Below are 12,462 nucleotides of genomic sequence, written 5' to 3' on the forward strand. Positions count from 1 at the left end.
AAGAGAAGTTCGCCGCTGCCGACGGCGCCCGGCGTCAGCTCTCGTCGAGGTTCACCCAGACCGCCACCGCGCGCTCGCTGCCGGTATTGGCGATCCGGTGCGGCCGGTCCGACGAGTACGCGATGACGTCGCCGGGCTGCAGGACATGCCGCTGGCCGTCGAGTTCGATGGTCAATTCGCCGCTGATCAGCAGGCCGAACTCGCGGCCGTCGTGATGGGTGGCCGTCGGCCCGCTGGCCCCACCCAGGTCGTACTCGTTGATGGCCAGTTCCAGGCCGGCCGCGGCGTCGTTGTGGGCCACCCGCCGCGTCGTGCCCTCCCCGAGACTCACCACCGTCTGCTCGTCGAGCCGGGTGACCGGGGAGGGGTCGGCACCGTCCTTGTGGGCGAACAGGTCGTACATGTGCACCCCGAGCGCCGAGGCGACCGCCACCAAGGTGCCCACCGACGCGGTGGAAACGCCGCGTTCCAGCATGCTCAACATGGACACGCTGACCCCGGTCCGCTCCGCGACGTCGCGCAACGTCAGCCGCTGCCGCAGCCGCATGGCCCGGATCCGGGCCCCGACGAGCAACATCGTCTGCTCGGCGGCGTCGGCGTCCCGCTCGGCGAGCGCGTTGTCGGCCGAGGCGCGTTTGGTGGTCTTCGGGCTGCGGTCGGAGCCGTCGTCCTTACCCGATTTCGCGGAGGTCCGCGCTCCGGAGGCAGCGGCGCTGCTGCGCCGCCCTGCCGGTGCGGTGGTTCGAGTTGGCGTCATCAGGGCTCCGAAGGGGCTGGTAGACGGGGAGTCTGTTTCAGCTTAGGTGAACGTCCACCATATTCCTGCGACTCGCGGCCGGAAGTCCCGCCCGAATCGGCCGCCCGGCCCGAGTCTGCGCACGTCGGGACCGCTGGAGTGCGCGACACCCGCCGGAAAGCTCCGGCGAGTGTCGCGCTCCGCCTCGAAAGCCCGCGGATCAGGCGCCGTAGGGTCCGTACGTCTCGACCTTGGCCAGCGACGCCAACCGCTGCCGGTACAGCAGGCTCGCGGCATCCGGCACCTTGATATGCAGTTCTTCGCGCAACGACTCCGGAAGCTTCTCGGGCCGTTGACTCTCCACGATCCGGCGATCCTGCTCCATGATCGTGGTGGTGAAATCGCCGAACTTGCTGTCGGGTTCGTCGTGGGAATGGTTGCGCGCGATGATCACGAACAGTTCGGTGGTCGCCTCGGCCCGCGGGACGGTGAACTGGGTGAGGATGGTCTCCCGACCGGTACCGATCTCGATCTTCTTGAGGTGGATGGTGAACGGCACCACCAGGGTGTATTCGTAGCGGACCTTCTGGCTGCCGCCCGCGCCGTAGAGGTCGCTGGGCTCCTCCTGCTCGAGCCAGTAATGCAGGCCATTGCTGAGCTTTTCGACCGTGTACGGCGTGATCTCGGCGTTCTCCTCGGTCCCCAGCAGGCCGTTGTGGACGTACGGGAAATGCGAGAAGTCCATGAAGTTCTCGACGGTGCGCGCCGCGGCCGCGTTCCACACCTCGCGGTAGGCGAAGAAGGACTTCCAACTGGGCAGGTCGTAGACGTCCCCGGGGTAGCGCGGGATCTCGTCGCGCGGTTCCTCCATCGCCACCCAGACCAGGCCGTACCGCTCGCGGACCTGGAAGGCCGTGGCGCGCGCGGTCGACGGGATGGCCGCATCGGCCGGCCGGGACGGGATGCGCACGCACGCGCCGGTGCGGTCGTACTGCCAGCCGTGATAGGGGCAGACGAGGGTGCCGTTGCGCACCCAACCGAGCGACAGGGCGGCCCCGCGGTGGATACACAGATCGCGGAATGCGGCCACGCCGTTCTCGTCTCGGTAGGCGACGATGTAGTCGTCGAGCAGACCGAAACGTTTGGGCTGGTCGGTGATGTCGTCGACGGCGGCGATGGGGTGCCAGAAGCCGGCAAGGGCGGATTGGGACACGGGTGGGACTCCGTTTCGAAGCGGGAAGGGATCGGAAGATTTCACGGCGTGGGCAGCGCGCTGCGCCGCCCGCGACCGCGAGGTATCTGCCGCCAGTCCCCGCCGTCGATCAGACCTCGACGAAAGAGTGCGAATCGCGAGACCACCCGCATCCCTCACCTCCGGAGCATCATCTTCAGCGTCACTCAATAACCGGCCGTGATCAGCGACAACCCTCGCGGCCGCGGTGCCGAGTTTCACTGTGGTACAGCGGAATCTGCTGGCCGGCGCCCACGATGGTCGCCCGCCTTTCAATGTGCCTGAATTTTAGGTCAGTGGGATGTGAACCGCAACACAACGCCACAAATCCCGGCCCGCATCGGCTAGGTCAGCCGAACCGCAGTTCGGCCAACGATCGGATCAACCGAGCGCGCCGCGGCAGCTCCCAGGTGGCCTCCGACCGGTCCAGCAGCGCCGCCGACAGGCCCGCCCCCAGCGCACCCTCGATGTCGTTGACGTAGGAGTCGCCGACCATCAGGCACCGCCCGGGCTCGACCTGCAGGGCGGCGCAGGAGAATTCGAACGCGCTGCGGTCGGGCTTGGCCCCGGGCAGCTCCGAGGAGGCGAACAACGGTAGGTCCAGGCCGGCGAGGAAGGTGGCGTCGACCTTGCGCTGCTGATCGGCGGCGTCGCCGTTGGTCAGCAGGCCCACCCGCAACCCGGCGTCCAGCGCCGCGCGGACCGCGGCCTCGGCATCCGGGAAGGCGCGCCACGCCGAGCGGTAGCGGGACCAGTACGCGTCGAACATCGCGTCGGCCTCGTCGTCGCCGAGTCGCACCGGGTCCAGCAGGGCCCGGATCCGGGCCCGGCGCTGCTCGAGCTTGGTGAGTTCACCACGCTGATAGCGCGCGTAGTACCGGCTCTCGAGCACCTGCCAGGCGGCCGCGAGCTCCTCGGGGGCCAGGGCCAGCCCGACATCGGTCCCCCAGTGCCGCAGCGCATCCGCCGCGGCGCCGCGGTGATCCAGCAGCGTGTCGTCGAGGTCGAACAGCACCGCCTCGCAATGGACTTCGCTCACCCGCCGGCCGCCGTTGCCATAGCGCCTCCTTCGCCGAGAGTGCAATAGTCCGAGGGAACTTCATCCAATCTAGATGCACGCAGCGCCCGGCGGCACCCGGCCCGCCCCGAGTAAAGTTCAGTAGATCAGAAAAGTTGTTTGACTGTATTGAAACTGATGCTAGCCTTGCGCCGTGGCTGAACAGCAGACGACGACGCCGGGTATGCGAGTCATCACCCGCGACGAATGGGGCCCCGACCAAGGACTGATCGAGGGCGGCACCTGGTTCGAGATGGTGGGCCCGGCCTCGGGCGCGAAATGCCGTGGGCTCTACGACCTTCAGTTCGAGCAGGACGGTCGGTCGAAGCTGCTGACGCACCCCACCGAAGCCGCGTATTACGTTGTCGGCGGGTCAGGTTCGATCGTGCACGACACGACCGGCGACGCCCAACCGTTGGCCGAGGGCTCGATGGTGCACGTGCGTCCCCACACTCCGTACCGGCTGACCGGCGCGGCGGGCACCCGCCTGGTCGGCGGCCCCTGCCCCGGACAGGATTCGATCACCGGCGCCCCCGTCATCCCCGCGCCCGCCGCGGACACCTGGCCCGTCATCTCCGTGCACCACCGCGACAAGCCCGGCCTGATGGTCCCGTTCATCTCGCAGGACGCCCGCCTCGTGGTGTGGCTCGGCATCGGGGCCGTAGCCGCCAACATGAACTACGTCGTGCTGCAACCGGGTGAGCGCAACAAGGAACACGTGCACGCCTACTCCGAGGACACCATCCACATCCTGGAGGGCCGCGGCACCGCCGAGAACGTCACCACCGGTGAGAAACTCGCGTTCGGCCCCGGCGATACCATCCACATCGAGATCGGCTTCTGGCACGCCGTGGCCGCCGACCGTGGTGAGCGCATCGTCAGCGTCGGTGGTCCCTGCCCCGCCGATGTCGACATGCTCCGCGCGGCCGGCGTCGACGTCGACCAGATCGAGCTTCCCCCGGACGCGGCACTCCCGGTACCTGGAGCCGTGTCCGGAAGCTGAACCGCAGGCAACTACCGGAGACGTTGTGCAGCGAAGGGAGTCTGGCTCATGTACGACGTGCTGGACGACCTCGTGAAGTGGTGGTCCGCCGGCGAATCCGTCGGCGTGGGCACCGTGGTGGCCACCTTCAAGTCCGCGCCCCGTCCCCCGGGCGCCTCGATGCTGGTCGGTCCCGACGGCAGCGCCGCCGGTTCGGTCTCCGGGGGTTGCGTGGAGGGCGCGGTCTACGAACTCGCCCGCGCGGTCGTCGGCACCGGGGAGCCGGTGCTCGAGCGCTACGGCGTCTCCGACGATGACGCCTTCGACGTCGGGCTCACCTGCGGCGGCATCCTGGACGTGTTCGTCGAGAGCATCGACCGGCGGACGTTCCCGGAGTTCGGCGAGCTGGTCGCCATGGTGCGCGCCGAGCAACCGGTGGCGCTGGCCACCGTCATCGCCCATCCCGAAGCCGAGCGGGTGGGTCGACGGCTCATCGTGCCGGCGAACGGGGACCCGATCGGGACGCTGGGCTCCGCGCACGCCGACAATGCCGTCGCCGCAGACGCTTTGGGGCTGCTGGCCGCGGGAACCAACGCGACGCTGCACTACGGTCCCGACGGCCAGCGCCGCGGCGACGAGATGGGCGTGTTCGTCTGGGCCTTCGCGCCGAAACCCCGGATGCTGGTGTTCGGCGCCATCGACTTCGCGGCCGCGGTAGCCCGGGTCGGCACCTTCCTCGGCTACCGCGTGACGGTCTGCGATGCGCGGCCGGTCTTCGCCACCAGGAGCCGCTTCCCGGGGATCGACGACGTGGTGGTGCAGTGGCCGCACCGCTATCTGGGCGCCGAGCACGCGGCCGGCCGCATCGACGCGCGCACCGTCATCGCGGTGCTCACCCACGACCCCAAATTCGATGTTCCGCTGCTCGAGATCGCGCTGCGGATGCCGGAGCTCGGATACATCGGCGCCATGGGGTCCCGGCGCACCCACGAGGACCGGCTGGACCGGCTGCGCAGCGCCGGGCTCGCCGAGGCCGAGATCGCCAGGCTGTCCAGTCCGATCGGCCTGGACCTCGGCGCGCGCACGCCCGAGGAGACCGCGATCAGCATCGCCGCGGAGATCATCGCCACGCGGTGGGACGGCAGCGGACGGCGGCTGGCCGAGACGCGCGGGCCCATCCACCGACATGCCATCCACCGACATGCGGAAGCGCGGTGATTCCCCCTGGTTCCGTACCCCTGGCTCACCTGAAATCGCCTTTGTACCAACCCACCCGGAGGTGTTTGAATTGCTGACGCAGATGAACTGCCGCCTGCCCGATGGCTCCTGGAAAGAGCTGCCCGCCGAGGAGGTCTTCGACCTCTGGCTCGACCCTGAGCACACCGCGGTCGTGTCGATCGACATGCACCGCGGTCACGTCGGACCCGAACCGGAACTCCCCTGCCCCGCACCGCGAGCCCGCGACCGCATCGCCGCCCACAACGTGTTCCACTCGGCGGCACGGGAACTGCAGGTTCCGGTCATCCACGTGCAGCACTGGCAGCGCCACGGCGGCATTGACGACCTGAACTCCAAGGCCCACAACCGGCGCGCGAACTGGCGGGTGCTCTACCCGCTTTTCCTGCCCGAGAACCAGCTCACCGACGAGCTGAACTGGGAGGGCACCAAGTGGCTCGACCTGATGGTCGAGGAGGATCCGCGGGACTACTACATCCGCTCCAAGAAGCGCCTGTCGGCCTTCTACCCCACCGACCTCGAGTTCCTGCTGCGCCAACTCGACGTGCACAACGTGGTCCTGGACGGCACGCTCACCGACTGCTGCGTGCTCAACTCGGCGTTCGACGCGGCCAACCGCGACTTCCGGGTCATCGTCCCGCCGGACCTGACCGCCGGGCTGTCGGAGGAATCCGAGGAGCAGGCACTCGCCGTCATCGCGCGGCACCTCGGCCTCGTCCTCAACGCACCGGCGGTGGTGCGGGAGTGGGCCGCCCGCCGCGAGGCACCGGTCCCGGCGGGCTTCGCCGAGGCCGAGACCGCCGGCGAGGTGGTCGCGGCCACCCGCGCGGCCACGGTGTAGTTCGCTCACCAGGCAGTCCGCGGCCACCCGTTGGCATTCGAAACCATTCGAGGAGCACTGAATGTCCGATCTGGCTGAGCCCACGCCGCCCCGCAGCGCGGGACGTCCGATCCTCACCGTCGGGTTCGACGAGCGCCTGTCGCCGCCGCGCACGGCGCTGTTCGGCCTGCAGCACCTGCTGGCACTGACCGGGATCTGGCTGTTCCCCGCGTTGATCGGCGCTGCCCTCGACCTGTCGCACGAGCAGACGGGGTGGCTCACGCAGGGTTGTCTGTTCATGACCGGACTGATCACGGTGCTGCAATCGAGTCGGTTGCTGCGGCTGCCGATCGTGCAGGGTCCGACGGCGGCATTCATGCTCGCGATCATCGCTGCCGGCAGCACTTTCGGCCTGGGCACCGCCTTCGGTTCGATGTTCGTGGCGGGGCTGATCTTCGCGGCGCTGGCGCTGCCGCTGCGCAGGCTCGGCCTGTTCGGACACATCGCGAAGCTGGTCGCCAACCCGATCCTGCTCGGGACGCTGCTGCTGATCATCGGCGCCCAGTTGGCCTCGATCGGGCTGAGCGGGTGGTTCGGCACACCCGGGAACCCGGGGCACGGCTGGCCGTTCTTCCTGATCAGCATCGTGACGGTGCTGGCGGTGATCGGCTTCGCCGTGTTCGGCGGCGACACCATCGTCCGGCGCGGGGCCATCTTCTGGGGCATCGTCATCGGCACCGTGGTCGCATTCCTCACCGGGGTGTGGTCCCTGCCGGCCGTCACCGGGACCGCGCTGGTGGCGCCACCGCAGTTGCTGCCCTTCGGGTTTGGCGTCGCCTGGCCCGCGGTGGTGCTGATGCTGATCGCGTTCCTGCAGGCCGGCGCCGAGTCCGCGGGCATGTACCAGCTGGTGGGTAGCTGGGGTGGGCAGCGGGTGGATGTCGACCGCACCAACCGCGGCCTGTTCACCGAGTTCGCCGGCACCGCGGTGGGTTCGCTGTTCTGCGGCATCGGCACGACCTCCTACCCGGAGAACGCCGGCATTGTCCGGATGTCCGGGATCGGCAGCCGCTTCGTCACGCTGACGGCCGGCGCGGCCGCCCTGGTGCTGGCGTTCGTGCCGGCCGTCGGGCTGTTCATCGCGGGGTTGCCGTTGCCGGTGCTCGCCGCGGCCTCCACCATCCTGTTCGGCATCATCGCGCTGTCCGGGGTGCAGATGATGAACAACGTGCACTGGGACGAGTTGAACCTGATGGTCGCGGCCCCGGCGTTCATCATCGCCCTGGGCACCGCCCACCTGCCCGAGGACATCCTGGCGGTGCTGCCCGACTCGGTGGCCAGCGTCGTCACCACACCCATGATGGTCGGCGTAATCCTGTTGTTCGTACTGCATCTCGTGCTCAACGTCGGCGTGCGGCGGCTGTTGAACCGCCCCGAGGCCACCGAGCCGCCCCTGGTGGTCCCCGCCATCGGGACCGAGTGATGACCGCGCCCGCCCGGTCCACGCTCTTCGCCCCGGCCACCCTGGGCCCGGTGCCGCTGCGCAACCGGTTCATCCGCGCGGGCACCGGCGAATCGATGGCCGACCCGGCCGGGCGCATCGGCGACGAGTATGTCGCCCTGCACGAGAACCTGGCCCGCGGCGGTGTCGGACTGGCCTTCACCGGGCACATCTTCAGCCACCTGCGGGGCCGGTACGGGGATCTGCAGGCGGGCCTGCACCAGGACTCCTCGATCCCGGGCTTCGCCCGGGTCACCGAGGCCGTGCACCGCCGGGGCGGGCGCATCTTCGCCCAGATCGCCCACGCCGGCAGCCAATCGATGTCGTTCGCCACCCGGCCGCTGGCGCCGTCCGCGGTGGACAACGTCATGACCGGCCGTCGTGTCGAGGCCGCCACCGACGACGAGATCCACGAAGCCATCGACGGTTTCCGCCAGGCCGCCCGGCGGGCCGTGGAAGCCGGCTTCGACGGGGTGCACCTGCACGGCGCCAACGGGTATCTGATCAGCGAGTTCCGCTCGCCGCTGACCAACACCCGCGACGACGACTGGGGCGGCACCCGGGAGCGGCGCGACCGCTTCCCGGTCGAGGTCATCCGGGCCATCCGCGCCGAACTCCCGGCGGGCATGGGCCTGACCATGAAGGTCGGCCTGGCCGATCTGGTCGACGAACCCGGCGGGCTCACCGTTCCGGACGCGATCGAGGGGGTACGGTCCTTCGTCGCGGCCGGACTCGACGGCGTGGAGGTGTCGTCGAACCTGATGAGCGACTACGTGAGCGCCTCCATCCGCGGCTATGTCGCGGTCGATCGTCGCCGCGCCCTCGAGGATCTGCTCTTTCACCGGCTACACAAGAAGCCCGAACCCGAGGCCTACTTCCTGCCGTTCGTCGACGCGCTGCGCGCGCAGGTCGACACCACCATCATCCTGGTCGGCGGCATGCGCCGGGTCACCACGATGGCCGCGCTCGTCGAATCCGGTCGGGCGGAATTCATCTCGATGGCGCGGCCCTTCATCCGGGAACCCGACCTGGTGCAGCGGCTGGCCGGCGGGCAGCGCACCGCCCCGGCATGCGTGTCCTGCAACATCTGCCTGATGCACGACGAGCACCACGCGCTGCGGTGCTGGCGCACGCCGCGGATGAATCTGCTCCGCCACGCCAAGTACCGCTTCAGCGGCGGCTTCAAGGGCAAGGGATCGGGCCGCAAGCCGGCCGCCGGCGACCGCTAGCCGCTCAGGAGGTGCGGCGCACGCGGCGGCCGAACGGGGCGCGGTGGTCGCGGAGCCGGTCGCGGTCCTCTTCGGTCAGTCCGCCCCAGGTGCCGTAGTGCTCGGGGAAGGCCAGGGCGTGTTCGCGGCATTGGCGTAGCACCGGGCAGCTTTTGCAGATGGCCTTGGCCATGTCCTGTCGGGAACGCCGCCGCTTGCCGCGTTCGCCGTCGGGGTGGAAGAACAGGGCGAGATCGTGTGCCAGGCAGGCGGCCTGGTGTTGCCATTCCCAAGATTCCGACATTGTCTCAACCGAAGAAGTGGTCAATGGGTTCTCGAATCAGTGTGCGACGCCGAAGAACAACTCTTCGAGTGCGCCTTCTTCCAGCAAGTCGGTGGCCGCCATCGCGGGCCCCAATGTGCCGTCGGACATGAAGTGCACCTTGTCGACGGCGGGCAGGCAGATCCGGGGGTGTTCCTCGATGATCCACAGCACCCCGGCGCCGCCGTCGCGCAGGCGCTGGATGTCGACGATCCGTTCGGCGACGATCAGCGGCGCCAGGCCGGTGGTCGGTTCGTCGAGCATCAGCAGCGACGGCGAGCTGACCAGCGCGCACGCGATGGCCAGCATCTGGCGCTCCCCACCGGAGAGGGTGGCGGCGGCCTGCTTGATCCGTTCCTGCAGGCGGGGGAACTGTCCGAGGACCTCTTTGGTGATCGCCCGCGCTTCCGAAAGGCTGCCGCGGCAGGAGACCTGGAGGTTCTCCTGCACCGACAGTTCGGGGAAGACGTTGCCCTGTTGCGGGACGAAACCGATGCCGAGTTCGGCGATCCGGTTCTGCGGGACCGCGCCGAGATCGTTGCCCTGGAAGGTCAGCGACCCGCCGACCACCGGCAGCGAGCGCGCGATGCACTTCATCAGCGAGGACTTGCCCGCGCCGTTGGGGCCCACGATGGCGACGATCTCGCCGGCGGCCACCGTGAGGTTGGCGTCGCGGACGACGGTCAGCGGTCCGTAACCGGTGCTCAGGTTCTTGGCCTCAAGCAACATCGGATTCGGCTCCTCCCAGATAGATTCGCTTCACGTTGGGGTCATCGCTGATCTGCTCCGGCGTGCCGGAGGCGATGACCGCGCCGGACTCGAGCACGTGGACGCGCGCGGCCAGTTCCAGCACGAAGCTCAGGTTGTGGTCGATCACCAGCACACCGATGCCGCGGGCGGCGATGTCGCGGATGACCTCGGACAGGGTTTCGATCTGGTTGACCGTCATGGCCGCGGCGGGTTCGTCGAGCAGCAGCATCCGCGGTTCGAGCGCGAGCTGGCGCAGGATCTCGACCAGCTTGGCGTCCCCGGGGGACAGATCGGCCATCGAGCGGTCACCGAGGTGGGCCGCATCGGCCTTCTCCAGCTGCGCCCAGGCGGCGTCCAGTGCCTCGCGGCGGCGACGACGGTCCTTGCGCCAGTTCACAAACGGCGACCACGGGTAGTCCAGGTCGGTGCCCGCGGTGGCCAGCGCGACGTTCTCGACGACGGTCATCGAGCTGAACCCCACCGGCGTCTGGAACGTGCGCACCAGCCCGGCGCGGGCCACCTTGTAGGCGGGTAGCCCGGTCAGGTCCTGGCCGTCGAACCGCACCCGGCCGGTGTAGGGAGTGCCGAAGCCGGAGATCACGTTGAACAGCGTGGTCTTGCCGGCGCCGTTGGGGCCGATCAGCGCGGTGATCTCGGCGGTGGAGATCGTGATGTTCACCTCGCGCAGGGCGCGCACCCCGCCGAAGGACTTGTTGACGTCGGTGATCTCGAGCTCAGGCGTTGCGGTCATGTGCGCTCCCGGTGAGGATCGGATCCGAAGCCGGCGCCGCCTCGGCGGTGCCGGCGGGTTGGGGTCCCGGCCGCTGATAGCGGCGTCGCAGCCGGGCGAAGGTGCCCGCCTCCGACAGCAGCCCGGCCGGCCGCCAGCGCAGCACGATGATGAGCAGCAGCCCCACCAGGGCCGGGTGCGCCGCGGCGTGCAGGTTGGCGAATTCGGCTGGGACATGGACGAGTCGGACGAGTTCGCTCATGCCGGTGAGCAGCAGCGCGCCCAGCACCGGCCCGAAGCGGCTGCCGAGCCCGCCGATCACCAGTCCGGCCCACAGCGTGAAGGTCAGATGCGAACTGAACACCGAGGGCACCAACGCGCCCAGCATCCAGGCGTAGGCCGGTCCCACGAACAGCCCGCACATGACACCGACGGTGGCGTAGGTCGACAACCGCAGCGTCTTGATCTTCTTGCCCATCGCCATCGCCAACGGTTCGTTGTCGCGGGCGGCGCGCAGCGTGGCCCCGTAGGACGACGTCGCCAGCCGCGAGCAGATGCCGAAGACCACCGCGGTCAGCGCCATCGTCAGGATCAACCGCACGTAGGGGTAGCCGTCGATGGTGAACTGGAACTCCCACGGCTTGACGATCGTGGTCAGCCCGAATGTGCCTCCGGTGAGGCCCTTTTGGATGACGATGAGCTGACGCAGGATCTCGGCGAAGGCGAACGTGGTGATCAGGAAGTACTCGCCGCGCAGTCGTAGCGCCGGCCAGCCGAGCAGCAGTGCGACCAACCCGGTGATGACACCGGCGCCGAGCATGCCCAACGGCCAGGACAGGCCCAGCCCCGGCACCGAGGCATCCGGGGCGGTGGTCAGCAGCACATAGGAGTAGGCGCCGACACCGATCAGCCCGGCGATCCCGAGATCCCACATGCCGCCCCAGGCCGCCTCCAGGTTCAGCAGCTGGGCCGCCATGGCGAAGACCAGGGCCAATGTGGCGATCGTGACGAGGAACTCGATGGAGATCATACCGCCGCCTCCTTGCGCGACTGGAAGGAGAACAGGCCCTGCGGACGGACCAACAGCACTCCGATGAGGATGGCGAAGGCGACGATCGGGCGGTAGGCCGTGTCGATGACCAGCGCGCTCATGTCCATCACGATGCCCAGCACCAGCGCCGCGGCGATGACGCCGAGGATGTTGCCCGTGCCGCCCAGAACCGCTGCCGCCAGCACCAGAAGGATGTAGCCCCAACCGGATTCGGTAGACACCGAGCCCAGGATGCCGGTCATGATGCCCGCGATCGCGGCCAGCGCACCCGAGATCGCCCAGACCGTGCTACTGACCCGGCCGATGGCCACGCCGCGGATCTGGGCCAGCTCACGGTTGGAGGCCACCGCTCGGATGTCGCGGCCGACGCCGGTGCGACCGAGCAGCAGCCACAGCCCGCCGATGACCACCACGGCCACCAGCAACATGATGATCTCGCCGGGAGCGACATGGAACGGTCCGATGTGCTGCGCGGCCCCCAATTCGATGGAGAACACCCGTAATTCGGTGCCGAACAATGCAATCATCGCCGCATATGTCAAGAACGCCAGGCCCACCGAGGTGAACAGCAGCACGTTGGCCCCGCGATGCTTGACCGGGTCGAAGAGCACCTTGCCGCACGCCACGGCCAGCGCCGAGGTGATCAGCACCGACAGGCCGATACCCGCGGCGATACCGAACATTTCGCCGAGGGCCACCGCCAACAGTGCGCCCAACGCCATGAACTGGCCGTGCGCGATGTGCAGGAAGCGTTCGGTGTTACGCAGCAGCGCAAAACCCGACGTCGCCACCGCCAGCATCGCGCCGGTCAGTAACCCGAATAGCAGGTTGTCCAACG

The 12,462-nt window shown here is 68.9% G+C and carries 13 protein-coding genes; 5 read left to right on the forward strand and 8 right to left on the reverse strand.

What is annotated here, in order from left to right:
- Nucleotides 1-34 precede the first annotated feature (34 nt).
- The 3 genes from EL338_RS23050 to EL338_RS23060 all read right to left on the reverse strand — a co-directional run bounded on the left by EL338_RS23050 (nt 35) and on the right by EL338_RS23060 (nt 3,006).
- On the reverse strand, nt 35-757 hold the full coding sequence (locus EL338_RS23050; RefSeq protein ID WP_126335859.1) for a helix-turn-helix domain-containing protein: 723 nt from the start codon (nt 755-757) through the stop codon (nt 35-37).
- A 199-nt stretch (nt 758-956) separates the two neighbouring features.
- On the reverse strand, nt 957-1,949 hold the full coding sequence (locus EL338_RS23055; RefSeq protein WP_163791899.1) for an aromatic ring-hydroxylating dioxygenase subunit alpha: 993 nt from the start codon (nt 1,947-1,949) through the stop codon (nt 957-959).
- Between the two features lie 367 nt (nt 1,950-2,316).
- Complete coding sequence (locus EL338_RS23060; RefSeq protein WP_163791901.1) at nt 2,317-3,006, reverse strand: HAD family hydrolase; 690 nt, start codon at nt 3,004-3,006, stop codon at nt 2,317-2,319.
- A gap of 172 nt (nt 3,007-3,178) precedes the next feature.
- Here EL338_RS23060 and EL338_RS23065 point away from each other — a divergent pair, with 172 nt between their 5' ends.
- From EL338_RS23065 to EL338_RS23085, 5 genes are all read left to right on the forward strand, one after another.
- Nucleotides 3,179-4,027 (forward strand): cupin domain-containing protein, encoded by an 849-nt coding sequence (locus EL338_RS23065; RefSeq protein WP_126335862.1) that lies wholly within the window; start codon nt 3,179-3,181, stop codon nt 4,025-4,027.
- A gap of 48 nt (nt 4,028-4,075) precedes the next feature.
- The gene (locus EL338_RS23070; protein WP_126335863.1) at nt 4,076-5,224 is read left to right on the forward strand and encodes an XdhC family protein; all 1,149 of its coding nucleotides are present in this window, start codon (nt 4,076-4,078) and stop codon (nt 5,222-5,224) included.
- Between the two features lie 70 nt (nt 5,225-5,294).
- On the forward strand, nt 5,295-6,083 hold the full coding sequence (locus EL338_RS23075) for a cysteine hydrolase family protein (RefSeq protein ID WP_197721904.1): 789 nt from the start codon (nt 5,295-5,297) through the stop codon (nt 6,081-6,083).
- A gap of 61 nt (nt 6,084-6,144) precedes the next feature.
- Nucleotides 6,145-7,545 carry a uracil-xanthine permease family protein gene (locus tag EL338_RS23080; protein WP_126335864.1) on the forward strand — a complete coding sequence of 467 codons (1,401 nt, stop codon included), beginning with the start codon at nt 6,145-6,147 and terminating at the stop codon, nt 7,543-7,545.
- The gene (locus tag EL338_RS23085) at nt 7,545-8,792 is read left to right on the forward strand and encodes an oxidoreductase (RefSeq protein WP_126335865.1); all 1,248 of its coding nucleotides are present in this window, start codon (nt 7,545-7,547) and stop codon (nt 8,790-8,792) included. The genes EL338_RS23080 and EL338_RS23085 overlap by 1 nt, the downstream gene beginning before the upstream one ends.
- Before the next feature lie 4 nt (nt 8,793-8,796).
- Here EL338_RS23085 and EL338_RS23090 read toward each other — a convergent pair whose 3' ends face one another.
- The 5 genes from EL338_RS23090 to EL338_RS23110 are packed head-to-tail and all read right to left on the reverse strand — an operon-like array spanning nt 8,797 to nt 12,460.
- The gene (locus tag EL338_RS23090) at nt 8,797-9,075 is read right to left on the reverse strand and encodes a WhiB family transcriptional regulator (RefSeq protein ID WP_126335866.1); all 279 of its coding nucleotides are present in this window, start codon (nt 9,073-9,075) and stop codon (nt 8,797-8,799) included.
- 36 nt (nt 9,076-9,111) lie between these two features.
- Complete coding sequence (locus EL338_RS23095; RefSeq protein ID WP_126335867.1) at nt 9,112-9,822, reverse strand: ABC transporter ATP-binding protein; 711 nt, start codon at nt 9,820-9,822, stop codon at nt 9,112-9,114.
- Nucleotides 9,812-10,594 (reverse strand): ABC transporter ATP-binding protein, encoded by a 783-nt coding sequence (locus tag EL338_RS23100; protein ID WP_163791903.1) that lies wholly within the window; start codon nt 10,592-10,594, stop codon nt 9,812-9,814. Before EL338_RS23100 ends, EL338_RS23095 begins: the two co-directional genes overlap by 11 nt.
- Nucleotides 10,578-11,603 (reverse strand): branched-chain amino acid ABC transporter permease, encoded by a 1,026-nt coding sequence (locus EL338_RS23105; protein WP_126335868.1) that lies wholly within the window; start codon nt 11,601-11,603, stop codon nt 10,578-10,580. Before EL338_RS23105 ends, EL338_RS23100 begins: the two co-directional genes overlap by 17 nt.
- Entirely contained in the window at nt 11,600-12,460 is an 861-nt protein-coding gene (locus EL338_RS23110) for a branched-chain amino acid ABC transporter permease (protein WP_126335869.1), read from the reverse strand. Before EL338_RS23110 ends, EL338_RS23105 begins: the two co-directional genes overlap by 4 nt.
- Between the last annotated feature and the right edge of the window lie 2 nt (nt 12,461-12,462).

This window comes from Mycolicibacterium chitae, assembly GCF_900637205.1.
Classification (GTDB): Bacteria; Actinomycetota; Actinomycetes; order Mycobacteriales; family Mycobacteriaceae; genus Mycobacterium; species Mycobacterium chitae.